Origin of the sequence: Clostridium ljungdahlii (genome assembly GCF_001636845.1) — a bacterium.
GTDB classification, from domain to species: Bacteria; Bacillota; Clostridia; order Clostridiales; family Clostridiaceae; genus Clostridium_B; species Clostridium_B ljungdahlii_A.
The window spans coordinates 37,094-63,509 of the sequence record NZ_LITT01000062.1 but is presented as its reverse complement, the minus strand read 5'-3'; the positions used below and the strand labels follow the sequence as shown (position 1 = coordinate 63,509).

General features: G+C 31.1%; 25 protein-coding genes. All 25 read right to left on the bottom strand.

The features are described from left to right. Window positions 1-24: 24 nt before the first annotated feature. The 25 genes from WY13_RS21955 to WY13_RS16960 all read right to left on the bottom strand — a co-directional run bounded on the left by WY13_RS21955 (window position 25) and on the right by WY13_RS16960 (window position 26,416). Window positions 25-1,551 (bottom strand): methyltransferase domain-containing protein, encoded by a 1,527-nt coding sequence (locus WY13_RS21955; RefSeq protein WP_242866540.1) that lies wholly within the window; start codon window positions 1,549-1,551, stop codon window positions 25-27. 15 nt (window positions 1,552-1,566) lie between these two features. Next, window positions 1,567-3,453, bottom strand: coding sequence for a glycosyltransferase (locus WY13_RS17075; protein WP_063556790.1), 1,887 nt, complete (start codon window positions 3,451-3,453; stop codon window positions 1,567-1,569). Window positions 3,454-3,611: 158 nt separating this feature from the next. Continuing rightward, window positions 3,612-5,324: a flagellin gene (locus WY13_RS17070; RefSeq protein ID WP_063556789.1), complete on the bottom strand. Its 1,713-nt coding sequence runs from the start codon at window positions 5,322-5,324 to the stop codon at window positions 3,612-3,614. Between the two features lie 104 nt (window positions 5,325-5,428). Further along, window positions 5,429-5,590, bottom strand: coding sequence for a carbon storage regulator (locus WY13_RS17065; protein WP_063556788.1), 162 nt, complete (start codon window positions 5,588-5,590; stop codon window positions 5,429-5,431). 301 nt (window positions 5,591-5,891) lie between these two features. Further along, a complete protein-coding gene (locus WY13_RS17060) occupies window positions 5,892-6,968 on the bottom strand; it encodes a hypothetical protein (RefSeq protein WP_063556787.1) in 1,077 nt (358 codons plus the stop codon). A 68-nt stretch (window positions 6,969-7,036) separates the two neighbouring features. Next, window positions 7,037-8,179, bottom strand: coding sequence for a DUF2920 family protein (locus WY13_RS17055; protein ID WP_063556786.1), 1,143 nt, complete (start codon window positions 8,177-8,179; stop codon window positions 7,037-7,039). A 62-nt stretch (window positions 8,180-8,241) separates the two neighbouring features. Then, complete coding sequence (locus tag WY13_RS21950) at window positions 8,242-9,813, bottom strand: methyltransferase domain-containing protein (RefSeq protein WP_242866539.1); 1,572 nt, start codon at window positions 9,811-9,813, stop codon at window positions 8,242-8,244. Window positions 9,814-9,829: 16 nt separating this feature from the next. Continuing rightward, window positions 9,830-11,716 carry a glycosyltransferase gene (locus WY13_RS17045; RefSeq protein WP_063556785.1) on the bottom strand — a complete coding sequence of 629 codons (1,887 nt, stop codon included), beginning with the start codon at window positions 11,714-11,716 and terminating at the stop codon, window positions 9,830-9,832. Window positions 11,717-11,874: 158 nt separating this feature from the next. Continuing rightward, a complete protein-coding gene (locus tag WY13_RS17040) occupies window positions 11,875-13,587 on the bottom strand; it encodes a flagellin (RefSeq protein ID WP_063556784.1) in 1,713 nt (570 codons plus the stop codon). A 122-nt stretch (window positions 13,588-13,709) separates the two neighbouring features. Continuing rightward, window positions 13,710-14,048 (bottom strand): flagellar protein FliT, encoded by a 339-nt coding sequence (locus tag WY13_RS17035; RefSeq protein WP_063556783.1) that lies wholly within the window; start codon window positions 14,046-14,048, stop codon window positions 13,710-13,712. A 27-nt stretch (window positions 14,049-14,075) separates the two neighbouring features. Beyond that, window positions 14,076-15,875, bottom strand: a complete 1,800-nt coding sequence (fliD, locus tag WY13_RS17030) for a flagellar filament capping protein FliD (protein WP_063556782.1) — start codon at window positions 15,873-15,875, stop codon at window positions 14,076-14,078. Between the two features lie 38 nt (window positions 15,876-15,913). Continuing rightward, window positions 15,914-16,300: a flagellar export chaperone FliS gene (gene fliS, locus WY13_RS17025; RefSeq protein ID WP_063556781.1), complete on the bottom strand. Its 387-nt coding sequence runs from the start codon at window positions 16,298-16,300 to the stop codon at window positions 15,914-15,916. 121 nt (window positions 16,301-16,421) lie between these two features. Then, on the bottom strand, window positions 16,422-16,724 hold the full coding sequence (locus tag WY13_RS17020; RefSeq protein WP_063556780.1) for a hypothetical protein: 303 nt from the start codon (window positions 16,722-16,724) through the stop codon (window positions 16,422-16,424). A 30-nt stretch (window positions 16,725-16,754) separates the two neighbouring features. Continuing rightward, on the bottom strand, window positions 16,755-17,114 hold the full coding sequence (locus WY13_RS17015; protein ID WP_063556779.1) for a flagellar protein FlaG: 360 nt from the start codon (window positions 17,112-17,114) through the stop codon (window positions 16,755-16,757). Between the two features lie 33 nt (window positions 17,115-17,147). Beyond that, window positions 17,148-17,363 (bottom strand): carbon storage regulator CsrA, encoded by a 216-nt coding sequence (gene csrA / locus WY13_RS17010; protein ID WP_063556778.1) that lies wholly within the window; start codon window positions 17,361-17,363, stop codon window positions 17,148-17,150. Further along, entirely contained in the window at window positions 17,364-17,792 is a 429-nt protein-coding gene (fliW, locus tag WY13_RS17005) for a flagellar assembly protein FliW (protein WP_063556777.1), read from the bottom strand. It lies immediately after the preceding gene. Window positions 17,793-17,943: 151 nt separating this feature from the next. Beyond that, complete coding sequence (gene flgL, locus WY13_RS17000; RefSeq protein WP_063556776.1) at window positions 17,944-19,353, bottom strand: flagellar hook-associated protein FlgL; 1,410 nt, start codon at window positions 19,351-19,353, stop codon at window positions 17,944-17,946. Between the two features lie 14 nt (window positions 19,354-19,367). Beyond that, entirely contained in the window at window positions 19,368-21,500 is a 2,133-nt protein-coding gene (gene flgK / locus WY13_RS16995) for a flagellar hook-associated protein FlgK (RefSeq protein WP_082848552.1), read from the bottom strand. Between the two features lie 24 nt (window positions 21,501-21,524). Next, a complete protein-coding gene (gene flgN, locus WY13_RS16990; RefSeq protein ID WP_082848551.1) occupies window positions 21,525-21,932 on the bottom strand; it encodes a flagellar export chaperone FlgN in 408 nt (135 codons plus the stop codon). A gap of 29 nt (window positions 21,933-21,961) precedes the next feature. Next, complete coding sequence (gene flgM, locus WY13_RS16985; RefSeq protein ID WP_063556775.1) at window positions 21,962-22,234, bottom strand: flagellar biosynthesis anti-sigma factor FlgM; 273 nt, start codon at window positions 22,232-22,234, stop codon at window positions 21,962-21,964. A gap of 245 nt (window positions 22,235-22,479) precedes the next feature. After that, window positions 22,480-23,673: a flagellar motor switch phosphatase FliY gene (gene fliY, locus WY13_RS16980; RefSeq protein ID WP_063556774.1), complete on the bottom strand. Its 1,194-nt coding sequence runs from the start codon at window positions 23,671-23,673 to the stop codon at window positions 22,480-22,482. Beyond that, complete coding sequence (gene fliM, locus WY13_RS16975) at window positions 23,666-24,661, bottom strand: flagellar motor switch protein FliM (RefSeq protein ID WP_063556773.1); 996 nt, start codon at window positions 24,659-24,661, stop codon at window positions 23,666-23,668. Before fliM ends, fliY begins: the two co-directional genes overlap by 8 nt. Before the next feature lie 27 nt (window positions 24,662-24,688). Continuing rightward, window positions 24,689-25,090 (bottom strand): chemotaxis protein CheW, encoded by a 402-nt coding sequence (locus tag WY13_RS16970; RefSeq protein WP_013237611.1) that lies wholly within the window; start codon window positions 25,088-25,090, stop codon window positions 24,689-24,691. A gap of 330 nt (window positions 25,091-25,420) precedes the next feature. Continuing rightward, on the bottom strand, window positions 25,421-25,783 hold the full coding sequence (locus WY13_RS16965; RefSeq protein ID WP_013237610.1) for a response regulator: 363 nt from the start codon (window positions 25,781-25,783) through the stop codon (window positions 25,421-25,423). Between the two features lie 33 nt (window positions 25,784-25,816). After that, window positions 25,817-26,416: a chemotaxis protein CheC gene (locus WY13_RS16960; protein ID WP_063556772.1), complete on the bottom strand. Its 600-nt coding sequence runs from the start codon at window positions 26,414-26,416 to the stop codon at window positions 25,817-25,819.

The following is a 26,416-nucleotide window of genomic DNA, read 5'->3' as shown; positions in this document are numbered from 1 at the left end:
GATTAATCTTGAAATTATCTCTATCTACATATCCACAAGCACAAATTCTATATTATCTGGAGTTTGAAGTTCCTTTTTCTGTTCCCTAATAGGCTTAAGAGCTATAAGTTCTACCATCATTTCAAGGACAACATTTCTATAGCTGTTTATTTCAAAAAATATTTCTTCTTTTGACTTATATTGATAACGTTTCTTACTTAAGAATAAAGTTACCTTATTAACCTTCCAATCTCCCTTATATCCATAATCTTCTCTCCAATAATATGGCTGAGAAAAATATCCATAAGAATGTAAAAAATACTGCCTCACATGTGTAGGATTTTCAAAAGCATCATCGCTTGACCCATAAGGACATCTAAACACAGCTATTGCTCCTGGTTTTGCAATTCTATGAAGTTCCTCCATCATAGGTAATGGCTTTGAGATATGCTCTATTACATGACTGCCAAAAAATTCATCTATAGTATTATCTTCAAAAGGAAGAGGCACTTTATCACATGTATCAAGATTTGCTACCACATCCACTCCCGATAAATTCATATAATCCAAATGAATCCAACCAGGCATAGGATTTTTGCCACATCCAAGTTCTAATTTATTTATACTATTTTTATTAAGCTTATAAATTTTATTATTTGAAATATTTCTAATACTTCTAATACTTTTAGTTTTTTCTTTTACCTTAATGACTTTTAATTTTTCTTCTATAACTTTAGTATTTTTTTCATAGGACAGATTTATTAATTTTTCTATTTGTTGACATTCAAACATTGATTTTGAACTAAAAATTTTATTTGTTATTTTACCAACATTTATTTCATCTATATTATAGATAACGTCATTTAATCCAAATTTTTTGCAAAAGTTCGTATAACTTCTATCTAAATTAATAGTAATAAATGGTTTCCCCAGTGCTGCACATAATATATTAGCATCCATAGATAAATTAATCGACATTTCAGCATCTCTTATTACATCAATATACTTTACTACCGATTGTACATCTCTATAATACTGGATATTTTTATTTTGAAATTTATATACAAAATCTTCACAAAGCTTTTTGTTTTCAATTGATTCTTCTTCTTTACTTATTGAAAATATTTTTATTTTATATCCTTTATTAAGAAGGATCTGCAATGAAATTTCAAGCTGCTCATATACCCAATCAAATTTTTCCTTTGTTATATCATAATTTATCTTTTGAATATTAGCAACAACTATTTTTTTCCCTTTCATTTGATTCTCTAACCTATAAAGTTTTCCTACGTTTAAAAGAATATTTTCTTTACTATCTTCTAATACAATTAATCTATTTTCCTCAATTTCCAAAGCATCTATGAGATAACTGTATTTAATACTATCCTCTTTTTTTATTATGTAAGCATCATAATCATAATTTGAATCTAGATTATATACTTTTACATCTTCTACAACTGCATTTAACTTACAATCTAATATACATTTTTTTAATATTTGTCTACTTATATCATTAATCAGCATACTCTCACTATTACTGATTATATTTGCTATTTTTAGATAGTTCATCATATCTTTTACTTCCCCCTAAAAATTATTAAGCAATTCTTTTGCTTTCATTTTTAATATTTGATCAGTTACTTTTTTCTCCAGCCAGATCAAATATTGTTTTACTTCTTTAGGTTTATATTCTTTTTCTACAGCCTTTTGCATATATTCAAGGCTCTTTTCATAATTCTTCATTTTAAAATAACATACTCCGATACATTTACATGCCATTCCGTAATATATACCTGCATCCTTCAGCGAGTCATTATAGTTATTCACAGCTTCAATATACTGTTTGCATTCAAACAATATATTTCCTATACTGGAAGATATATTTTCCTCAAAATTATTTTTTAATTCAATAAACTTCTTTAATTCGATTGAATTTCCTTTAACTAATACTATTTCTTTCAGCAATTTTAAATAATCAGCCTTATCTTCTTTAATAAATTTTACATTTCTATTTTCAAAGTACCCTTCGATGATTCTTTTAAAAGATGGCTTTACATAATTTTTTATTTCTTCTACTAATTTAACATCTTTACTCAACAGTGCAGACAGCACTGAAAACTGTACCCAGGTATAACTCCACTCATCAAAATAGCACTTAGAAAAATATTTATACGCTTCTTCATAATTTTCGTTTGAGTATAAGGTAAACATTATTTTATTATCTTCTTTTTTAAATTTATTTAACCTTATGTTTTCATAATAATAAAGCACTTTTCCTAATTTAACTTTTGCTGTTTGGTTAACCAAAAATTCAATATCTTTTTCATTATCAATATCATAAATACTGTTAATAAATAAAATTATATCAGAATAATTCTCGTTTTTTATTAATCCTAACAAACATTGAAATGCCCCATCAAAATATTTATTTTGCTGTAACGACTTAACCTGATGCTCAAGTGCGTTGATGTTATCATTTTCAAGCTCATAAAGCCTTCCCATATTATAATAGGCATTATATACATTGGCCTCAAAATTATTGTGTTCTATATCATTGTAATTTTCATTAAGTTCAAATGCTTTTTTATAAAGTTCTAATGATTTATCATAACTTCCATAAACATGTTCTAAAGATGCCCAAAGTCTATAGAACTCAGGATAACTAGGTTTTTTTGCTATGGCTTCATCAATTACCTTTCTTACAGACTCATAAGGTGAATTCAACATCATCATTGAAGCTATGGTTATATAATACGGTTTTGTATTATATCCCCCATTTTCTTCACCACTATCAATATACATTTTCATATATTTTATCGCCAGTTCATAATTTTCAAGTGAAAAATAGCAGTCACCAAAATAAAAATAAGTTTGGGCTGTTTCTTTTCCTTCGTCTACATCTTTTTGTAATAAGAATAAATTTCTTTCATATTTACTTTTAAGAATTTCAGAAGAATAACCTGTATGATAAATGGTTATATCTTTTTTATCTACAGTAAAGCAATCTATCTTTTTTCCATTATCATATACATTTTCATGAATCCTGCCCAGGTATCTCATAGATTCCTTATTTCTAAATATTCTCACCATATAATCCGTAACCTTAATATTTTTTACAGTGTCAATATTTATTCGGGGACAATATATTCCAATTATGTTTTTGCTGTTATCGATACCTTTAATAATCTTAAGTATATTTTTACTAGTGTCTCCATAAAAGTACTCATCCGCATCCAAAAATATTATCCAGTCGCCTTTTGCTCTAGAAAGAGCTAAATTCCTGGGTTGAGAAAAATCATCCTTCCAAACATAATTGTATATTTCAGCACCATACTCTTTTGCTATGCCAATTGTATTATCGGTGGAGCCAGTATCTACGACAATTATTTGGTCTACAACTTCTTTAAAACTATCAATACATCTTTTAATATTTTTTTCTTCATTTTTTGTTATTAAACATGCTGTAATTTTCATAATTTCAACCCCTCTTGCAGTTTTGATATTAATTTTTTACAGAATTAAATACTTTAACTTTCTAAAAAATTAATATTCTGTATTAAATAAGGGTGGAATACAAACTCCACCCTTATTAATAGTAATTAATTTACTTGTAACTAAATTAGGTTAACTGTTTATCTCAATAACTGAAGAACCTGTTGTGGCTGTTGGTTAGCTTGAGCAAGCATAGCCTGAGCAGCTTGAGATAAAATATTGTTCTTTGAATATGCTGACATTTCTTTTGCCATATCAACATCTCTAATTCTTGACTCTGCTGATGTCAAGTTTTCTGAAGATGTTCCAAGGTTTGCTATAGTATGTTCAAGTCTATTTTGATAAGCACCAAGCTCTGATCTCTGAGCTGAAACTGCAGCTGTAGCATTATCTAATACTTTAAGGGCAGCTGTAGCAGTATCAGTTGTTGATACATCAAGAGCTGCTTCCCTTAATGTAGCACTTGTTCCATCTGTAACAACATTTGTTGCTGTATATTTTGCACCTGCAACTCCTGCAACAGATGCACCAGCTATACCAGCAATTCCAAGAGCATTTGACCTCATATCTGCTATAGATATCTGGAATGTCTGTCCCATATTTGCTCCTACCTGCATTGTAGTCACAAAGTTTTGCTGAACACTTCCATCCTGTACTTTCATTTGATCTCCTGCAACACCTGGATTTGCAGCTGAAATAGTAACCTTTCCAGCAGCACCACCTGTAGCAAGTGTAACACCTGTAAGCTTTGGTCCAGCCTGTGAAATTATTGCTTTAGCAATATCATCAGCTGTTGCACTTGAAGCAATATCAACACCAATTGCAGAACCTGTATAAGCTCCCTTAGTTCCATCATAGAATTCAATTTGTTGATTGTCAATTGTCATACCAGTTCCAATATAGGATGAATAAGTACCACCTATAGTAATAGTAGCAGTTGCTGCTGTTCCAACATTAGTTGTTCCAGTTGCTGCTCCAGCTGTTCCAGCAAGACTTGTACCACTTACTGCTGATGCTCCTATACTACCAGCTGCACCATCAAATGTACCACCAGTAACCGCCGTGATTGTAATATTAGCACCATTACCTGTTACTGTATAGTTTCCTTTTAAAGCTGAATTATTATCAATCATATCTTGAACTGCTCTTCTTATTCCATCTGCTGCACCATTTAATGATGGAGTTCCTTCAATATTAACTGTAGCTCCACTACCTGTTACATTATATATAGCCTGAGCTGCCTGTCCACCAGCATTTGATGCTGCGAAAGTAACTGTAAGTGCCTGTCCGTTAAGTGTAACAGTATATTTATCTCCTGCTGCTGCTACTGCTGTTATAGTAGCGGATTGAGTTGCTGCAGTCTTTGAAGGATCTACACCACCAGCTAAATTACCAACTCCAGTAGTTAAACCTGAACCAGCAACCTTAACAGAACCATCACCTTTCAAAAGTGACTGAGTATTGAATTCTGTAGTATTACCAATTCTATTAACTTCTGATGTCAATTGATTCATTTCTGTCTGTATAGACTGTCTATCAACAGTAACGTTAGTTCCGTTTGCTGATTGGTTAGCAAGTTGTCTCATTCTTTGAAGAATTGAAGTTGTCTCATTCAAAGCACCTTCAGCTGTTTGAACCATTGATATAGCATCTTGTGAGTTAGAAGCTGCTTGATCAAGACCATTTATCTGACCTCTCATTTTTTCAGATATAGCTAGTCCTGCTGCATCATCTGCTGCACTGTTAATTCTAAGACCTGAAGAAAGTTTTTGCATTGATTTACTTGCATTGTTTGAGTTAATGTTCATGTTTCTTATAGCGTTATTTGCCATTAAATTGTGGTTAATTATCATAATAATTTCCCTCCCTGATTTTGCTTAATAGTACACTTCCTTGCGTACTTTTTTATTTATAGTTAAACCCGAAGGCTTTACTAACAAGATTAATTAATAGTTCTTCACTTGTTCTTCTGCTCCCAAACTTCACCTCTTGTGATTTCTATATCTTTAGGAGCGTCTATTGCAAGTCTTAAATCTCCATTACCACTTTTTACAACTTTAACCTTTATGTTATTGCCAATTATCACATATTCTCCTGGCTTCCTGCCTAATACTAACATTTGTCTTCCCTCCATGGATTTTTATAATCAAAAAAATACAACTAATACGCCTACTCACTTCTGCCTCCTGCAGAGTATAATAGGTTTACTAGTCGTCCTGACTCTTTTATATATAATTTATTCGGTATCTTTATAGAAAACTTTATATCCATTTCATATATTTTTTTCTTATATTTCCTATGTTTTCTACCTATTTAATTATTCGTTTTAAATTTAAAAAACTTTATATAAAAAATAAAAATAGATCTATTTTCATTTTTTTATATAAACTACTACATACTAAATTTCTTAGCGAAGAAATTTAGTATGTTAAACTTGCTAATAACTTTTCCATACACTCATGCCTGTATTTATATATTTTCAAATTATACATAATTTTTTTTATTTGAATTTTATTTTTAGCATCATCAACTCTAATTTTAACCTGTTTATCCTCATTTAAAGTATCTAAATACTTGTACATAGCTATATCCATTATCATTAAAAGCATGGGACTAAGTTGAATTTCTGATTCTATTTCATTAAATCTTTTTATACTTTTTTCAACATTAATATTCTTTATTCCTATTGAAAAATCATATAACTTACTAAGACACTTTATGCCTTCTTTTACTATCCCACTCTTGTGATTAACTTCCTGCAATAAACTTTTTATATTAAAGTTAACATCCAATTCGTTTGATGAATTAGCATTATTTATTGCTTCAGTAATAATATTAATCGTGCTATTACTATTTAAAATATCTTCAGATAGCTTAATTCTTTTCTCTCTATTTTTTTCAATGTCTGATTTTAGCTCATCAATCAAAATAACTAAGTCTTGAAATTCTTTATCATAAATTTGGTCGTAATTAGCAAAAGAATCAGCTATAAAACTAACTCTATTTTGATCTCCAAAATAGTATTTTAATATTTTGCTTAACTCTTCACTGTCTTTAAATAATCCTATAGAAATTTTGTCGCTGCAAATTACATTTTCTAAATTACCATAAATGGCAGCAATCTTTATTATTTCAAAATCACATTCAAGTACAAGAATCCTGTTATTAGGATATTTTTTTTGTAATTCACCAATATGATAACCTATACCAAAACCAAAAACAATTATCACATCATCTACATATTCTAAATTAATTTCATTTACAAATTCATTTATATCTGAGCCATCTTCCTTTGTCAAAGGTTTCCAAATGTCTTCTTTATAAACAAATGGAGTTACAAAGTTTTCAGATATTTTTTTCACTTTATGAGTAAGTAAGTTTAAATCTATATTTTTTATTTTAATATTTTGATACTTTTCTAATAGTTTAATATTTTTCTTCAAATTTTCTTCTTCCTTTTTACCATAATGAAAAAAATCTTTTAACTCTAAATCCATAATACACCTCAAATTTTAAAAAATATCTTAATAATTACTTTCTTATATATTTATAATGAAATCAGCCACTATATTGAATTAATAATTAATCTTGGCAAAATATCTCTATAACTTATTTTATATTCGTTTTCCATTGTACTATAAATATACTCATTCTTAAAATCCAAATATTCTGAAGTTTTGAACGTACTGCCATATTCATTCATAATCTTATCAAATAAATTAATAAAATTTACTCCTATGTCATGATGGTCATTTTGAAATATGCAGCTATCAGATTTATTTGCACCAATTTCAATAATTTCATCCAGCTTACAATTATCTATTGAACCACAAAACTTTCTTTTTTCACTGATAGGCGTTAGATCATCATTAGTTCCATGAAAAGATATAATTTTACATTTATTATTGAATTGATTATATAAGACATCAAGTTTTAAAATATCTAAATCACAGAACAGCTTAGATATAATATAGTTAATATCAAACTGTATTTTTATAGTTTTCTCAATGTATTTATCATTAGCTTTAAATATAGAATCATTATATTTTATAAACCAAGGTTGTCTTTTTTCTATATACTTTGGATATGTATATGCTGCTGTATCAATTATAAGTGAAAACAACTCCGGTGCAAAGGCATTACATAAATAGGATAAATACGAGCCATGAGAATTACCATAAATTAATATTTTCTTAGTATTAAATTTAAGATCATTATCATAAATAATAGATATAACTGAAAGAACTGCTGTAATATTATCAATAGCCTGCATTAATCCCATATCACAGCAGTATTCAGGCTTTTCATAAATTTTTAGTCTTCCGCCTAACATTAGATTTTCCATAGGAGATTTCATTAATTCATCCATTAAATCATCAATTAACGGGCTATTATAATTAACAAATTCACCATTTATATTGATTTCCAATATATTTTTTTCAATAAAAAATGGCATGTTTTGCATAAATTCATATCCGAAATAATCACAAGACAAAACTACCAAATTATATTTATCTGAAAAATCACGTCTCATTTTTCTATATATGTTTGAATTAGAATTTGCACCAAATCCAGGGATTAGTAATAAAATACCCGTATTATTATTTATACCGCTATCTGGTTCTGAAAAATAAACCTTCAATTTTCTATCAACACTTTTATAAATACTGGGTTGAGCATTTACATAAAAATCATAATCTTTTGCCATGATATTTACCTCTATAAGTTAAAAATTTATTATAATTATTCTATACCTCGATGAATCATCTTCTATACAAATACAAATTGAATATTGTCAGGAGTTTGCAGTTCCTTTTTAGGTTCTCTAATTGGCTTTACTGCACTTAGTTCTACTGTCATTTCTATAACTACATTTCTAAAAGTATTAATTTCATACATTATTTCATCTACTGTTTTACCTTCATATCTTTTTTTACTTACGACAAGATATATTTTTTCTACTTTCCAATCTCCCTTGTATCCATAATCTTCTCTCCAATAATAGGGCTGCGAAAAATACCCATAAGAATGTAAAAAATACTGCCTTACATGGGTAGGATTTTCAAAGGCATCATCACTAGAACCATATGGACACTTAAACAAAGCTCTTGCTCCTGGTTTTGCAATTCTATGAAGTTCTTCCATCATAGGTAATGATTTTGAAATATGTTCTATTACATGACTGCCAAAAAATTCGTCTATAGTATTATCCTCAAAAGGAAGCGGCACCTCATCGCATGTATCAAGATTTGCCACCACATCTGCTCCTGGTAATTCCATGTAATCCAAATGAATCCAGCTGGGCATAGGATTTTTACCACAGCCAAGTTCCAATTTATTTTTACTATTTTTATCTAGTTTATAAATAAATGGTTTTTTCCTTTTTCGTTTTCCACCATCATTATAAACTTTATTTTCATCTGTGTCTAACCTGCTGTCTTTAAACAATTTTCTAGGTTTAATATTAACCAATTCATCATAAAAGAATGTTTTATTTTTATTAAATATACTTTCTATTTTATTATCAATAACTTCTGGTTCAAGAAAAGTCTTTAATTTTTCTACTTTTTTTAACATTTTTCCAGCATTAAATTCATCTGCATTAAATGCCATATTCCCTAATTCAAAATAACTAAGAAAATCCTCAAACTCTTCATGTAGCTTAAATGTAATAAATGTTTTCTTAAATGAAGTACATAATATATTGGCCTCCATAGATAAATTTATAAAAAACAAAGACTCATTAATTAGTTCAACAAATTTTTCACTGCTTTCTATATTTCCAACATATTTAATATTATCATTTTGAAATTGATATATAAATCCTTTACATGATTTGTTATCTATTAGTATATCCTCGTTGCTGCTAAGTGAAAATACATTTATTTTATATCCATTATTAATCAATATTTGAAGTGCTATTTGAAGCTGTTCATACACCCACTCTAACTTATCTTCAGGAATATCATATTTTAAGTTTTGAATATTTACAGAAATTATTTTATCTGCAGCTTCAACAATGGGAAGATCATATAATTTTCTTATACCTAAAAGCATGTTATTAAAGTTATTTTTTGTATCATTTAAGACTATTATTTTAGTCTCCTCTGTTTCTATATTTTTTATATTAAATGTAGTTTTAAATCTATCTATATCTCCATTTTTAATAATAATTGCATCATAACCATTTAAATTTTCCAAATCATTTATTGATATACATTCTAGTACTGCATCAAGTTTGTTATCCTGCAAATATTTATCTATTAAATCATCATATAAATTATTAAATACTGCACTTCTATTATCTATACTTATATTTGCTATTTTTAGATAGTTTGCCATGCCTTTTACTTCCTCTCTAAAAATTATTAAGCAATTCTTTTGCTTCTATTTTTAATTTTTGATCAGTTACCTTTTTCTCCAGCCAGATCAAATATTGTTTTACTTCTTTAGGTTTATATTCTTTTTCTACAGCCTTTTGCATATATTCCATGCTCGTTTCATAATTCTTCATTTTAAAATAACATACTCCGATACATTTACATGCCATTCCGTAATATATACCTGCATCCTTCAGCGAGTCATTATAGTTATTCACAGCTTCAATATACTGTTTGCATTCAAACAATATATTTCCTATACTGGAGGATACATTTTCCTCAAAATTATTTTTTAATTCAATAAACTTCTTTAATTCGATTGAATTTCCTTTAACTAATACTATTTCTTTCAGCAATTTTAAATAATCAGCCTTATCTTCTTTAATAAATTTTACATTTCTATTTTCAAAGTACCCTTCGATGATTCTTTTAAAAGATGGCTTTACATAATTTTTTATTTCTTCTACTAATTTAACATCTTTACTCAACAGTGCAGACAGCACTGAAAACTGTACCCAGGTATAACTCCACTCATCAAAATAGCACTTAGAAAAATATTTATACGCTTCTTCATAATTTTCGTTTGAGTATAAGGTAAACATTATTTTATTATCTTCTTTTTTAAATTTATTTAACCTTATGTTTTCATAATAATAAAGCACTTTTCCTAATTTAACTTTTGCTGTTTGGTTAACCAAAAATTCAATATCTTTTTCATTATCAATATCATAAATACTGTTAATAAATAAAATTATATCAGAATAATTCTCGTTTTTTATTAATCCTAACAAACATTGAAATGCCCCATCAAAATATTTATTTTGCTGTAACGACTTAACCTGATGCTCAAGTGCGTTGATGTTATCATTTTCAAGCTCATAAAGCCTTCCCATATTATAATAGGCATTATATACATTGGCCTCAAAATTATTGTGTTCTATATCATTGTAATTTTCATTAAGTTCAAATGCTTTTTTATAAAGTTCTAATGATTTATCATAACTTCCATAAACATGTTCTAAAGATGCCCAAAGTCTATAGAACTCAGGATAACTAGGTTTTTTTGCTATGGCTTCATCAATTACCTTTCTTACAGACTCATAAGGTGAATTCAACATCATCATTGAAGCTATGGTTATATAATACGGTTTTGTATTATATCCCCCATTTTCTTCACCACTATCAATATACATTTTCATATATTTTATCGCCAGTTCATAATTTTCAAGTGAAAAATAGCAGTCACCAAAATAAAAATAAGTTTGGGCTGTTTCTTTTCCTTCGTCTACATCTTTTTGTAATAAGAATAAATTTCTTTCATATTTACTTTTAAGAATTTCAGAAGAATAACCTGTATGATAAATGGTTATATCTTTTTTATCTACAGTAAAGCAATCTATCTTTTTTCCATTATCATATACATTTTCATGAATCCTGCCCAGGTATCTCATAGATTCCTTATTTCTAAATATTCTCACCATATAATCCGTAACCTTAATATTTTTTACAGTGTCAATATTTATTCGGGGACAATATATTCCAATTATGTTTTTGCTGTTATCGATACCTTTAATAATCTTAAGTATATTTTTACTAGTGTCTCCATAAAAGTACTCATCCGCATCCAAAAATATTATCCAGTCGCCTTTTGCTCTAGAAAGAGCTAAATTCCTGGGTTGAGAAAAATCATCCTTCCAAACATAATTGTATATTTCAGCACCATACTCTTTTGCTATGCTAATTGTATTATCGGTGGAGCCAGTATCTACGACAATTATTTGGTCTACAACTTCTTTAAAACTATCAATACATCTTTTAATATTTTTTTCTTCATTTTTTGTTATTAAACATGCTGTAATTTTCATAATTTCAACCCCTCTTGCAGTTTTGATATTAATTTTTTACAGAATTAAATACTTTAACTTTCTAAAAAATTAATATTCTGTATTAAATAAGAGTGGAATACAAACTCCACCCTTATTAATAGTAATTAATTTACTTGTAACTAAATTAGGTTAACTGTTTATCTCAATAACTGAAGAACCTGTTGTGGCTGTTGATTAGCTTGAGCAAGCATAGCCTGAGCTGCTTGAGATAAAATATTGTTCTTTGAATATGCTGACATTTCTTTTGCCATATCAACATCTCTAATTCTTGACTCTGCTGATGTTAAGTTTTCTGAAGATGTTCCAAGGTTTGCTATAGTGTGTTCAAGTCTATTTTGATAAGCACCAAGCTCTGATCTCTGAGCGGAAACTGCAGCTGTAGCATTATCTAATACTTTAAGGGCAGCTGTAGCAGTATCAGTACTTGATACATCAAGAGATGCTTCTCTTAATGTAGCACTTGTTCCATCTGTGACAACATTTGTTGATGTAAATTTTGCACCTGCAACTCCTGCAACAGATGCACCAGCTGTACCAGCAATTCCAAGGGCATTTGACCTCATATCTGCTATAGATATTTGGAATGTCTGTCCCATATTTGCTCCTACCTGCATTGTAGTTACAAATTTTTGCTGAACACTTCCATCCTGTACTTTTATTTGATCTCCTGCAACACCTGGATTTGCAGCTGAAATAGTAACCTTTCCAGCAGCACCACCTGTAGCAAGTGTAACACCCGTAAGCTTTGGTCCAGCTTGTGCAATTATTGCTTTAGAAATATCATCTGCTGTTGAAGTTCCTGCTAAATCAACACCAATTGCAGAACCAGTATAAGCACCTTTAGTACCATCATAGAATTCAATTTGTTGATTATCAATTGTCATACCAGTTCCAATATAAGCTGAATAAGTACCACCTATTGTAATCGTAGCACTTGCTGCTGTTCCCGTAGTAGTTGTTCCTGTGTTTGCTGCAGCTACTCCTGCAATAGTACCAGTCTGAGTTGAAGCACCAATTGTTCCTGCTGCACCATCAAACGTTCCTCCAGTTACTGCTGTAATAGTAACATTGGAACCATTGCCACTTACTACATAATTTCCTTTCAAAACTGAGTTATTATCAATCATATCTTGAATAGATGATCTTAACTCAGTAGCACTATCAGTAGTAGCATCAGTAACACCTGCCAAATTAACAGTTGCAGATGTGCCAGTTAGATTATAAACAGCTTGAGCTGCCTGTCCACCAGCATTTGATGCTGCGAAAGTAACTGTAAGTGCCTGTCCGTTAAGAGTAACAGTATAAGTATCACCTGCTACTGCAGCAGTAGTAATTGTATTTGTCTGAGTTGCTAATGTCTTTGTAGAATCTACACCACCAGCTAAATTGCCAACTCCAGTAGTTAAACCTGAACCAGCAACCTTAACAGAACCATCACCTTTTAAAAGTGACTGAGTATTGAATTCTGTAGTATTACCAATTCTGTTAACTTCTGATGTCAATTGATTCATTTCTGTCTGTATGGATTGTCTATCAACAGTAACATTAGTGCCGTTTGCTGCCTGATTAGCAAGTTGTCTCATTCTTTGAAGGATTGAAGTTGTCTCATTTAAAGCACCTTCAGCTGTTTGAACCATTGATATCGCATCTTGTGAGTTAGAAGCTGCTTGATCAAGACCATTTATCTGGCCTCTCATTTTTTCAGATATAGCTAGTCCTGCTGCATCATCTGCTGCACTGTTGATTCTAAGACCTGATGAAAGTTTTTGCATTGATTTGCTTGCATTGTTTGAATTGATGTTCATGTTCCTTATAGCATTATTGGCTTGTAAGTTGTGATTAATTATCATAATAAATTCCTCCTTGAATTTTAATGGGCATCCTTGCCCTTTGTTATTTATTTTATCGTTGCTATTTTTATTTACTTTACTACTTTTTTTGACTTTTTATTTATTTTATATAAATAATATCATCAAATTTTTTTACTAAATATACTAGCACCTATATGCTTATTATAGCCTTTTGTTAAACTTTTCCTTCTAGATATATCATCAATTTTTTCTCTCAGCTTATGTTTCTTCTCAGCCATTATTTTTGATAGTTTCTGCTGAAAAGTAATTACTTGAAATTGATCAATTGCATCACGATACCGCTCTTTTGTACAATGCAGTTTTTCTAAATTATCTAGTAATTTTTGCCTCTCATCCATTAGATTTTCTAACGCATCATAATCATTCTTCTGAAGTTTATCAATAAGCTCACATGTGACGTCCCTTAAATTTTCCATATCTCTTTCTAAATCTAGCTTCATCATTTATTCCCCATTTCAATTTTCCTATCAGTTTCCAAGCATAGAAGACAATTGTGACTGCTGTGAATTTAATTGGTTCATAACGGTTTCAAGGTCGGAGAATTGTTTATAATATTTTTCTTGGTCTGTGCTCATTTGATCTGTAATCTTTTTTATATTAAGCTGCTCCTCATATAGCTGGTCTGGAAGTGTATTTTTGCCGCCAGTTCCTGTTATTGTAAAGTCATATTGTTTATTTGCAAAAGAAGTTAATATAGCAGTATTTAAAGTTGTATTTGTAAATCCTACATTTTTTTGAAGTATAGTATTAATTCTAGTAAAAACTCCATCTTCCTGATACTCTTGTGTACTACTATCATATTTTGTACTACCATCAGCTGCAATAGGAGCCGGTGCAGCTGATACATTAGTAAATATTTTTAATATTTGATCGCAATTAGTTGATATAGCTATTTTTAACGCTGTTGGATCTGCTATATCAATATGATCTGGTGTTGTATAATCTTGAGATGTATCTATTCCTATACTATTACCGCCGTACCTTCCCATTGAAAGTCCAGTATTATTTACGGCTGTTGTAAATGCAGTTGTTAAATTATCAAGCAAGTTTTGAAGATTGTCATCATTCCTAAGAATACCTACTTTAGCTTTAGTTTCCCAAGCTGTAATTTGCGTGGAACTCATTTCAGCTTTTTGTGCATCTGTTAAAGGCTTGTAATCTGAATTTGGTTTTTCAGTAAGTTTTGTTTGAATTTCATCTACTATAGCATTATATTTATCAATAAACGATTTAATCTTATCATATACCTTTTGAGTATCTTGTCCAATAGTTACCGATGCAGTAACAGGATGTGTGCTATCAGTCCCCTCACTTGATAATGTATAAGTCATTCCATCTATGGTGAAATTATTACTTGTCTTATCCGTAACTTCAACACCACTTCCACCTGGTGGAGTAATTATTACATCTGCATTTTGACCTTTTTGAATTGTTCCAGTAGCAGTATCAGTAGATGTACTTGAAACTGTCCAATTAGCAGTAGTTACCCCACCACTATTTGCTGCAGAAAATCCAAGTATAGTAGAAAGTGATGCTGTACTTCCACTTTTTATTGATAAACTTGTATCACTACCAGTTTTTGTACTATTTAAATTAAATTGACCTGTAAGTTCACTATAGGTTGCCTTTACACTTCCACTCCCTTGGTTATTTATGGCGTTAATAAGATCTCCTAGTGTAGCATTACCAGATGTATTATCCAAAGTAACATTAACATCACTAGTCGCACCATTAGCGTTTAATGCTAATTTAATTGATCCACTTAATGATGAATTTATATCCGTCAGTTTTGTAGAAAGCGCAGCTTTAGCTGAAGCAGGCGTTGCTGTAGGTAATGTTGTTACTGTATTGCCTACTCCTGCACCTTTGGCCAATTGTTTAACTGATATTGAATATTTGCCTGTCTTTGCTCCTACCCCTGGAGTAAAAGTTGCTACTGACGTATCTACTGTAGATGAGCCATCAGCACCTCCTACAGTAAACGGTGCAAAATTCGTTGCTGATAAAATATCATTATCTGAACTAGATGAATCAAAAAATGAACTTTGTAAATCTTTTATATTCTTAATAATATCCTGATATGCCTCTTGTTTCCACTCAGTAGTCTGTTGATCTTGCTTTGCTTTATCAAGTTTTGCTTGGTCTGCAGCCATCATTTTTTTTACTAGTGCATCTACATCAAGACCTGAAGCTAGACCTGTTAATCTAATCATATTACCGCCACCGGCACCAGTTGTACCGGATGTTACTGAACTTACATCACTCATATTCATTACCTCCCCTTATTCAATTCACAATTATCATTTTATTTTTGTATTTTAGAAGCCTTATAGGCTCCTTCCCAAGTATCTCTAACATCTTCTATTAATGGAATTACCTCATCCATTATTTTTACATCTTTTTTCATATTTGCGTCTACTAACCTTCTAACTATAAAATCATATACACTCATAAGAGATTGTCCCCATTTTCCTGACTTAGAAACATCTAAAGATATCATAAGTTCATTAAATATATTCTGTGTCTTGATTATATTTTCATGGGCCTTTTTTATATCGTTGTCCAGCATTGCCTGTCTTGCTACTTTAGCAAATTTCACCGCTCCATCTACCAGCATCAAAAGGAGCTGCTCCTTTGAGGCATAATTTATGCTGTTACTTTTATATGTTTGATAAGCATTACCTGCATACATACAATAAACCTCCCTTTATTGTATTAAGAATTAATAATGTATAATTAATAATTACAGTTGATTTTTCGTTGAAAAATCCTTATTAACTATTAACTCTTAATTATTAATTCTTAACTATTAATTATTTCTTCACATCTAGAATGTTTCCTATTTCGTTATCTATTGAAAGGTTTTCCTTTTCCTCTTTAAAGGCTTTTATTTCAACTCTTTCCACTTTATTTGCTTCTACAAAAATGCGTTTTTTATTTTTTCCCTGTTTGTACTTAGTGAGTTCTGACTTAAAATCTCCCTGGCCGTTATGTTTCTTGTCCTTATAGTCCTTATTTATGAAGATTCCTGACTTATTATGAACTTTTCCTGCACTTGTAGTTTCCTTTACTCTGCGCTGAACTTCCGGGTCTATTTTATTTAATCTAAATTCCATTAAAATCCCCCCTAGAATAATATCAATGCTTTAAACTTTTTTGTCCAAAAAAAATCCTGCCAATTCACAAAGTTTATCTACCATCTCTATTATTTTTTTAGGTGGTATTTCTTTTATAACTTCATCAGTTTTATCATCTATTATTTGTATTGTAACATCATTAAATTTACCGCATACTTCATATTTCAAATGAGTAGATTTATCCTCCATTAACTTGTTTACTTTATCTACAGCTTTTTTTACATCCTTATGTGTTAAACTCTTTTCATTCAGATCTTTACTAGCAGTTTTGTTAACTGCATCTGTACTTTGCTGAGTTTGTGAAACGTCACTAGATGTATTAAAACTTAAAGATAGCTGTCTTCCTTGACCTACATCTTTAACTTCCATGCTAAACACCCCTCTAATATTTCTGTAATAAATTTATTTTTTCAATTTTTTCAATATGCTTATATCTGAAGCTGCCGCATTTTTATTTTCTTCTTCTATTTCCTTGTAAAGTTCTTTTCTAAGTATTTTTATATTTCTAGGTGCAGATATAGAAAGTTTAACAGTTCCCTCTTCTACTTTTACAACAGTTATTTCTATATCTTCTCCTAAAAGCAGTGACTCTCCCTTTTTTCTACTTATAACTAACAATTAAAACTCCCCCTTAAAAAGTGGGTATTTTATTGGATAATCAACCTCTAGTATTAATTGTTCCCCAATATTTTCATTCTTATTTATTATTATGGGAGCTTTCAAATTAACTGTTATATTCTCTAGTTTAGAACTTAAGTTAACTGTATTTACTACAATAATATCTTTATTGCTTTTTATATTAAGCTCAGATATTTTAATTTCATTTAAATCAAATTCATAGCTTTTTAATACATTAAAAGGTGAAACTACCACAATTCCAATATTAATATCTTCAATAGAGTGAAGTATATAAAATAAATTATTTTCCTCTGCAGGAACCAATATAAATTTCTTCAAATTTTCAAAACCGGGAATGCCTTTTTTAAACATTATTATATCTTCTTTTTCATAGTTTAGTACTCCATGATATTTTGTGTTTAATTTCATTTTTATCTCCCTTTTTAGTTGAGAATGGAGAGTTGAAAGTTAAGTATTCTAAATCTATGACTCTTCGTTCTTTTGCACCTGTCTTGGAAAGAACTGGGTACAAAGTTTTTAATAATATAACTATCCTCTATCAGTTCTCAACTTTCAACTCCTATTTAATATAATCCAAAAGTGTAGGCTGCATTACTTTTCCACCGGTTTGGAGACACGCCTGGTAAACCGTAATACAAGTATAATATTCTATGGTTTTCTCTGTAACATCTATATCCTCTGTTTTTGAAAGCACTTCTTTCAAATTCGTTACTGAAGCTTCGTTTTGGGTACTCAAGTCACTCATTCTCTTTTCTTTTGCACCTATCTTTGAACGAACCTGAAGGTCTTTTTTTGAAGCTGCATCTATATCTGTAAGATCCTGTCCCATCAATTCTTTCTTTGCAGCGTCTTCATCATTTTTCCATACGCAATATTTACTCGTTGTAGTTCCATCTGCATTTTTTTCTGTAACTAATATGGCACCTAATGTACTACTAGTTACTGGATTATTACTGCTATCTGTATCAGATAAAACTTGTCCTGCTAAATGATGTTGTATTCTGTTCATAAGTGCATTTATGCTATCTCCAGAAGTTGTATTATAGTCACTTCCATATTGCATTATATCTGATGCTGTAGCATTATATGATAACACTACTCCTTGGGAAATTTCTATATTTTTATCTGCTCCTATGTTTTCCATAGTCATATTGGAAAATTGCTTTCCAACTGCAGATGACAGGTCAGATATACCTGAAGCAGCTATTTTTATATTATCATTACTATTTACAACACTATTTACAGCTATAAATTTTACATTTCCATCATTGGTTTTTACTACATTAATTTTATCTTTAAAATTGGGATCACCTTGTATTCCAGAATTTAAATTTTTAATTACTTCATCTATACTTGAACCTGAAGGATTTACAGTCAATGTATTGGTTCCATCAGAAAAAGTTATGCTTTTACCTGCGCTAATCCAATTACTAACATCAAATCCACTAGATACCACTGACGGAATATTATTTACGGCATTCCCATCCTTATCAGCATACTCTAACGTCACAATTCCATTAGCATCAGTAGTTGTAGTTATTGGCTTTGAAAGTCCTGCGGTTCCTCCAAATATATATTCTCCTTCAAAGTTTGTATTAAGCAATGTGGCAATCTGCTGTACTTCCTGACTTACTGCATCATTAATTTTATCTTTTTCATCTTGTGTATAAACTCCGCCTGCTTGCTCTAAATTGTTTCTTATATTACTAAGTACAGTTCCTATTTGGCCTAAAGTAGTATCTGTAGTTTGCATCCATGTATTTGCAGTTTTTATATTTGAACCATACTGAGTGGTATAATTTACAGAACTTTGAAGCTGCATAGCTCTTTCAACATTTATTGGATCATCAGAAGGTCTTGAAAAATTCTTTGTAGAAGATACCTGCTGCTGAATTTTATTTAAATTTGAAATATTTCTCTGCATATCTGCCAAGAAATTATTTGACAGCGTTTTATTTGTTATTCTCAAAACTCAATCACATCCTATCTCTTAAGTTGGTTTATAACTACATCCAAAAGTTCATCCACTGTGGATATCATCTTTGCATTTGCCTGATAACTGTGTTGAAATTGAATAAGATTTGTCATTTCTTCATCAATTGAAACTCCAGAGTTTGATTCTCTAGACTGTGTGTAGCTTTGAAGCTGGACAGATTCAGTGTCTACTGCTTGTTTGGCTTCCTGTTCATGACTACCGACCTTATTTACCAAGTCATTAAAATAGTTATCTAAAGTGGATCCTCCATTCACTTGTCCCACAGAGTATACATTGTTTATATTACTATTTGATGTAAATATGTCCTTTAATAAATCACTTCTATCACTATCAGTAGTTATGCTTCTAATATTCATAAGACTATTGGCAAGCTGTGCTACAGCTACCGCCCTATTTCCATCAGTACTAGTGCTTAAGGATTTTCCCTTTGAATCATATTTAGTATCCACCTTTATTTTAGATGGGTCATTCATTATTGCCACATTCACCGTTATATTGGCTGCTGTTATATTGTTTTCATCTACTTCTGAATATTTAGATGAATCTTTTTGATCTGCATTTACAAAGAAGTTATTTATTCCACCTTCTGCAGATCCACCTGTAGGATTGTCTGCTACCCAGGTACTGCTCTGGCTTATTATCGCATTTACGGAAAGTGCCAGTCCCTTTGCAAATTTATTGAGTTCATCTTGATAATCATCTATGTTATTCTGCACTGATGTATAACCTTTAAGTTCACCTGTTGGAGGTTTAAAAATTGCAAGCTGACTAAAATCTATAGGATTTGTGGAAGTAGCATTTGCACTGCCATCTAATGTAATTGCATTGCTATTAACATCTACTGCTACATTTCCACTACCATCTACTTCATAGGCAGTTCCATCATTATCACACCAGAGTACTCTGTTTTCATCCAGTTGTTTTTCCTGGTCTGATGTCATATTTACATATATTTTTACTTCATTAGTAGATGTAAGGGTATCTCCCTTTTTACAATAATCTACTTCATATGTAGATAACTTCTGTACAGTAAAAGTATTAGTAGAACTTGGATTTATCATCTGTAGCTTACCGCTGCTTATGCTATATTTATTATTGCTAGCATCTACAATTTCTCCGTTACTATTTACAGTAACAGCTACAGTATTTCCATATATATCAGTGTTAACTTGATTAACGCCACTACTATCATATAATTTACCGCTGCTATCTATAGTATAATTATTACCATCAGTTCCTAAACATTTATTCTTGCTTCCAACTTTGATATCAACTGCATTGCATATACTAGTTATATAAGAAAATGTAGCTACATTATCCGGTTTATCAGATTGAACTATATTAAGGGACTTCCCATTTAGCAATGGTGCAGAACCATTATCTCCTTCAATAGAAGCACTATTTGAAGTAGTCACATCAATTCCATCATAATCTTTATTAGTAATACTTATTCCAAATTCACTGCTGAGCTGATCTAAAAGTAAATCCCTACTGTCTAAAAGATCATTTGGATTTTGTCCTGATATTTTTATGTCTTTTATCTGCTGATTCAACTTAGATATCTTTCCTAATATGCTGTTTACATTTACTACCACATTTTTTATCTCTGTATTAGTATTGGTTTTTATATTTGAAATCTGTGAATAAGTATGGTTTAATTCATTGGTAAGTTGATAGGCCTGCTCTTTCACTGTACTTACGTTCTGAGATGATGTAGACAGTGACTGCCAAGAACTAAAAAATTTCTGTACAAGTGCGGATATTCCGCTGCCTGTTGATGCAGTATCTGTTCCCAGTACATTTTCTACCTGACTCAAGTATTTATCACGGGCTTTATACTGTCCATTAACCCCTTTTTCTACTCTTATTTGATAGTCCAAAAAACTGTCTCTTATCCTCTCAATGGAGTCTACAGTTACTCCTGTACCAATCTGTCCTGCCCCAGCCGCATTGTCCATACTTGGCATAGTATATGGCGTTGTGGTTACCATATCTGCCCTCTGGACTGAATATCCATCTGTGTTAGAATTCGCTATATTGTGAGATGTTACATTTATAGCAGTTTGCTGGGAAAAAAGTCCACTTTTTGCTGTATTAAATATTGAAAATAACCCAGGCATTTAATTCAACTCCTTATTTTTTATTTATCTGTTTCTCCCAAAAGCATTATAGGTTTTTGCTTGTCTATTTGGGTTCAATGCCCTAAGCATCTGATTTGCAAAACCAAGCCACTGTTTTACAAGGGCTTCATTTGTATCTTTTTGAAATTTCATCTTTTCAAGCAAGTTCACTATATCTAAATATACTTTTTCTAATTTTTTATCTCCTGATTCTCTTATAATCTCCCTCATAGGCCTGTCTCCAGTTATCTTTCTTCTCTGAACTTCCAGCCTTGCTACATTTCTGCTTCTTTTTTCTATGACTTTCACTATTTTATCTAGTAAAAATACTTGTCTTTCTATAAGATATTTATTTTGTTCAATTAAAGCTTCGTAAAGTGATTTAAGCATTTCATATTCTTCTAACATAATCTCAGACAGCTGCAGTCCCAACTATATCACCTCCCGGGTATATGAAAATACTATATTTTACCCTTTATATTATCTATAATTTTTTGTGCCACAAGCTTAGAATCTACTTTATAAGTTCCATTTGCTATGGACTTTTTTATACTCTCTACTCTCTCTTTAGAATTTACAAATTTATCATCTAGAGAATAAGGGCTGAGACTCTTTCCTATAGATGATATGTGAATGGAATCCTTGCTGTTTGATTCACTCTTTAAACTTTTCTCTACATTATTCCTATTATAAAAGCTCACCAACTTACTGGAATTGATTCCATTTATTTTCATAAAAATACACCCCTAACCATAACTACTTCAAATATCATTTTTCTTTACTAGTAACATTATCGAGTACATATATTCAATATTTATACTTTGAATTGAAGATAAATTGCTTATTTTAAATAAAAAGTCCCTATATGTTTCCACTTTAATGCACAAATAAACCTCATTATATTATAAATTAAAATAAGATGTGTATAGCTTTCACGATACGCATCTTATTACTAAATTTATTCATACTTATAATGATATTATCTTCCTAAAGATCTAATTTTTTCCTCATTGCTCACAATTCCCGTTATTCTAACGCCAAAGTTTTCATCTATTACTACTACTTCTCCATAAGCTACTTTCTTACCATTTACCAGTATCTCCACAGGTTCTTCTGCTAATTTATCCAACTCTATAAGAGAACCTGTTCCTAAATTCAATATATCTTTAATATTCTTTTTCGTCCTTCCAAGTACTACAGATATTTCAAGAGGCACATCCAGTATAAGATCTATATTTTTAGGAACAACTTCTGTATCTTGCGATCCACTAAGAGGCTGAAAAGATGCCCGGCTGACTTCTACAGGCTGCCTATTTACATTTGTTTCTATAGGTTTCTCGTATACCGGTTCCCTCTGCTCCACTTGAGGCTGCGCTGGTGCTGGCTGAGGCTGCTGTATAGATATTTCAGGTTCAGGCTCAGGCTGGGAACTAACGCTCTCATTTTCAGGTGCACTAGGAGCTGGCTCTTCTGGTGCAGTTTCTTCCTGACCCATCATTATAGAAACTACTTTTTTAGCCGTATTTATAGGTAATACCTGCATTATACTACTATCTACTAGTTCTCCTATTTTAAGGGAAAATGATACTTTTACAACCGTCTCATCTTCAGCTATTCCTTCAGTAAGAGGTTTTGTAAGATCATTCCACACTTTAGACACAGGAGGAGATATATTTACCTCCCTCATGAGCATAGTAGCCATAGATGTAGCAGCAGATCCTATCATCTGGTTCATAGCTTCAGATACTGCACTTATTTCTATCTCACCTAATTCTTTAATATCTGGATCTATTTTACCGTCTCCGCCCATCATAAGACTTGCAATTACAGCTGCATCTGTAATTTTCATTACCAGTAAGTTTTCTCCTATTATACCTTCTGTATATTTAACTTCCAAAGCAACATTTGGAACTTCAAATTCATCCTTCAATTCCTTAAGAGTAGTTACAACTACCACCGGAGTAGTTATGTTTACCTGCTGGTTTATTATTGTAGAAAGTGCCGTAGAGGCAGATCCCATAGATATGTTTCCTATCTCTCCAAGTAAATCTTTCTCTATATCTGGCAACTGTGGGGCATCTTGAGAATTTGTTTCTGATGGTGGATCCGGCGTACTTTCTCCTCCATTTAAAAGTGCATCTATTTCTTCCTGTGAAAGAAATCCATTACTCATAATTTTCCACATCCTTATCTAAAATATCTAATACCTCAACGCCCATGTTCTTGTCTATTACACCAGGCTTTCCATAATAATACACCTTATCTTCCACCATTAGTTTCACAGGGCTTGTAGTTTTTTCCTTTAAAGTCAATACATCTCCAACATTAAGGTTCAAAAATTCTTGTACCGTAACGTCTACAGTTCCAAGTATGGCAGTGAGTTCTACATCAACTATATCTAACCTATTTCTAAGCTTTTCTCTGGACTCATTCAATATATCTTCATCACTGTCCTGAAACCAGTATTGAACTACTAATTTATCAAGTACCTTTTCTATACTCAAATAAGGAATGCATATATTTATAAAAGTACTGCTGTTTCCCATCTCCACTGAAAAAGTTATAAGTGCAACAGGATCGTTAGGTGCAAGCGTCTGATTTAGTGCAGGATTTGTCTCAAGTCCTTCCACTTCTGTTTCTATAGGCATTACATCTTCCCAGGCCAATTTCAAATTTGATATAAGCCCTGCATTTACAACTTTTATAATATTTTTGTCTATGTCAGTAAATTCCTTAACTTTGTATTTTCCATTACCACTTCCTCCTAAGAGCAAGTCTATAATTTGAAATACAAACTGAGGATTTACTTCAAACAAAACAGATCCGCTTAAAGGCGGCATTTTAAATATAGTTAAAACAGTAGGATTAGGTACAGAATGGATAAACTCCTCATAAGTTATTTGCTGAACAGATTCCACTTTTACTTTTACATTAGCTCTAACCTGAGCAGTTAAATAATTTGAAATTATTCTGGCATAATTGTCATGAATAAGTTCAAGAGTCCTTATATGATCTTTAGAAAACTTCTGTGGACTTCTAAAATCATAAGGTTTTACTTTCTGCTTTTCCTCTTCTTTGGGTACTTCATCTGGAGTAAGTTCTCCAGCAGATAAGGCAGCTAAAAGGTCATCTATTTCATTCTGTGATAATACATCTGCCATTCTCTTCCCTCATTTCTTAAGAAAATTCTAATTTGAAAGAAGTTTGTCTATATCAATTAAAGTAACTATACTGTCTTTAAAATTTATTATTCCCTCTATATAGACCTTTTTTCCTTCATCATTTATCTTTTCAATAGCATTTTCTTCTACATCTAAAACTTCATCTACCTGATCTACTGTTATTCCCACTAATTCATCTTCCATTTCCAGTATAAGTATGCTGTTTTCGCTTATCTCAGCTTTGGGAATATCCATCAAGAGATTTATATCCAGGAGAGATATTACATTTCCCCTCAAATTTATAAGTCCTTTTATGTAAGCTGGTGCCTGTGGGACTTTTGTTATTTCCATAGAATTATTTATACTTTGAACTTTAGCTGTTTCTACAGCAAATTGTTCGTTATTTAATCTAAATATAACAACTTGCATATTTACACCTCCATATGCATAGGTACACAAACTATGTAACAAGTATCTTTGCATAAAATTTCAAATCTTAATTCTCTGTTTACCAGACGAAATCAGAAATTAAATATATGGAGTATACTACCATAGCTATTTAAAGTTTACAATAAATTTAACTCTACTTGATAGTTTTCGTAATAAACCATGTTACCTTTATACCAACCATAAAATTTTAATTTCTGATTATCTGTGACAATTCACAATTAACAATGAACAGTTCAAAATTTTTTGCAACACAGCGGAGAAAAATCTACCGAAATTATGCATTGTGAACTGCAAATTGTAAATTGATTACTAAGAAGCTACTACTTTATTTATTGCCTCTAAAACTCTATCCGGTTGAAAAGGCTTTACTATAAAATCTCTAGCTCCAGCTTTTATGGCATCCATAACCATAGTCTGCTGACCCATTGCAGAGCACATTATAATTTTTGCACCTGCATCAAATCCTTTTATTGCCTTAACAGCTTCAATACCATCCATATCCGGCATCGTTATATCCATTGTAACTACATCTGGTTTTTCCTTTTTATATAACTCCACAGCTTTTAATCCGTTGTTTGCTTCCCCCACTACCTCAAATCCGTTCTTTTCTAATATATCCTTTATCATCATTCTCATAAAAGCAGCGTCATCTACAATTAATATTTTAGCCATTTTTTTCCCTCCAAATTATTTACTACTAAATATTTATCCTATTCCTAAAGCACTTAAAATTTTTTCCATTGAACCAGGCACCGGAATATAGTAAAAATGCCCACTTAACTCTGAATTATTTTGCATAAAAAGCGTTTCTATGTCAAGAACATACTCATCATACTGTCCTGATTCTATAAATGTAGTTGAAAGTATTGCCCCAAGCATATCACAAGTAGCTGCTGGAACTGATGGTATTACATGCAGTCCAGTAAATTTTGCTATAGAGTTCATATAGGAACTAGATATTATATTGCCTATTTCGCATATAACAGAGTTACCCATATCACTTAATTCCTCTTCCTTCTGACCGGTTAACATAGAAATCAGATCCATAGCAGTATCCTTTTCAAATATAAACAGTATATTTCCAGGTATATCGCCTAAGATTCTAACTATTACGCCTATAACTACCTCACCTTCACCAATATTTGTAAAGATGTCGTCAAAAGGCACTATATTTATAGCAGGTACTGTCATATCAACTTTTCTATTTATAAGTTGAGATAATGCTGTAGCTGCATTCCCTGTACCTATATTCCCAACTTCTCTTAATGCATCAAGTTGAATAGGAGTAAGGTTTTTATAGTCCAT

Bases quoted from the DNA above. Each gene is read 5' to 3' on its own strand.
- WY13_RS21955 (WP_242866540.1), bottom strand. From the start codon at position 1,551: ATGATGAACTATCTAAAAATAGCAAATATAATCAGTAATAGTGAGAGT.
- WY13_RS17075 (WP_063556790.1), bottom strand. From the start codon at position 3,453: ATGAAAATTACAGCATGTTTAATAACAAAAAATGAAGAAAAAAATATT.
- WY13_RS17070 (WP_063556789.1), bottom strand. From the start codon at position 5,324: ATGATAATTAACCACAATTTAATGGCAAATAACGCTATAAGAAACATG.
- WY13_RS17065 (WP_063556788.1), bottom strand. From the start codon at position 5,590: ATGTTAGTATTAGGCAGGAAGCCAGGAGAATATGTGATAATTGGCAAT.
- WY13_RS17060 (WP_063556787.1), bottom strand. From the start codon at position 6,968: ATGGATTTAGAGTTAAAAGATTTTTTTCATTATGGTAAAAAGGAAGAA.
- WY13_RS17055 (WP_063556786.1), bottom strand. From the start codon at position 8,179: ATGGCAAAAGATTATGATTTTTATGTAAATGCTCAACCCAGTATTTAT.
- WY13_RS21950 (WP_242866539.1), bottom strand. From the start codon at position 9,813: ATGGCAAACTATCTAAAAATAGCAAATATAAGTATAGATAATAGAAGT.
- WY13_RS17045 (WP_063556785.1), bottom strand. From the start codon at position 11,716: ATGAAAATTACAGCATGTTTAATAACAAAAAATGAAGAAAAAAATATT.
- WY13_RS17040 (WP_063556784.1), bottom strand. From the start codon at position 13,587: ATGATAATTAATCACAACTTACAAGCCAATAATGCTATAAGGAACATG.
- WY13_RS17035 (WP_063556783.1), bottom strand. From the start codon at position 14,048: ATGAAGCTAGATTTAGAAAGAGATATGGAAAATTTAAGGGACGTCACA.
- fliD (WP_063556782.1), bottom strand. From the start codon at position 15,875: ATGAGTGATGTAAGTTCAGTAACATCCGGTACAACTGGTGCCGGTGGC.
- fliS (WP_063556781.1), bottom strand. From the start codon at position 16,300: ATGTATGCAGGTAATGCTTATCAAACATATAAAAGTAACAGCATAAAT.
- WY13_RS17020 (WP_063556780.1), bottom strand. From the start codon at position 16,724: ATGGAATTTAGATTAAATAAAATAGACCCGGAAGTTCAGCGCAGAGTA.
- WY13_RS17015 (WP_063556779.1), bottom strand. From the start codon at position 17,114: ATGGAAGTTAAAGATGTAGGTCAAGGAAGACAGCTATCTTTAAGTTTT.
- fliW (WP_063556777.1), bottom strand. From the start codon at position 17,792: ATGAAATTAAACACAAAATATCATGGAGTACTAAACTATGAAAAAGAA.
- flgK (WP_082848552.1), bottom strand. From the start codon at position 21,500: ATGCCTGGGTTATTTTCAATATTTAATACAGCAAAAAGTGGACTTTTT.
- flgM (WP_063556775.1), bottom strand. From the start codon at position 22,234: ATGAAAATAAATGGAATCAATTCCAGTAAGTTGGTGAGCTTTTATAAT.
- fliY (WP_063556774.1), bottom strand. From the start codon at position 23,673: ATGAGTAATGGATTTCTTTCACAGGAAGAAATAGATGCACTTTTAAAT.
- fliM (WP_063556773.1), bottom strand. From the start codon at position 24,661: ATGGCAGATGTATTATCACAGAATGAAATAGATGACCTTTTAGCTGCC.
- WY13_RS16970 (WP_013237611.1), bottom strand. From the start codon at position 25,090: ATGCAAGTTGTTATATTTAGATTAAATAACGAACAATTTGCTGTAGAA.
- WY13_RS16965 (WP_013237610.1), bottom strand. From the start codon at position 25,783: ATGGCTAAAATATTAATTGTAGATGACGCTGCTTTTATGAGAATGATG.
- WY13_RS16960 (WP_063556772.1), bottom strand. From the start codon at position 26,416: ATGGACTATAAAAACCTTACTCCTATTCAACTTGATGCATTAAGAGAA.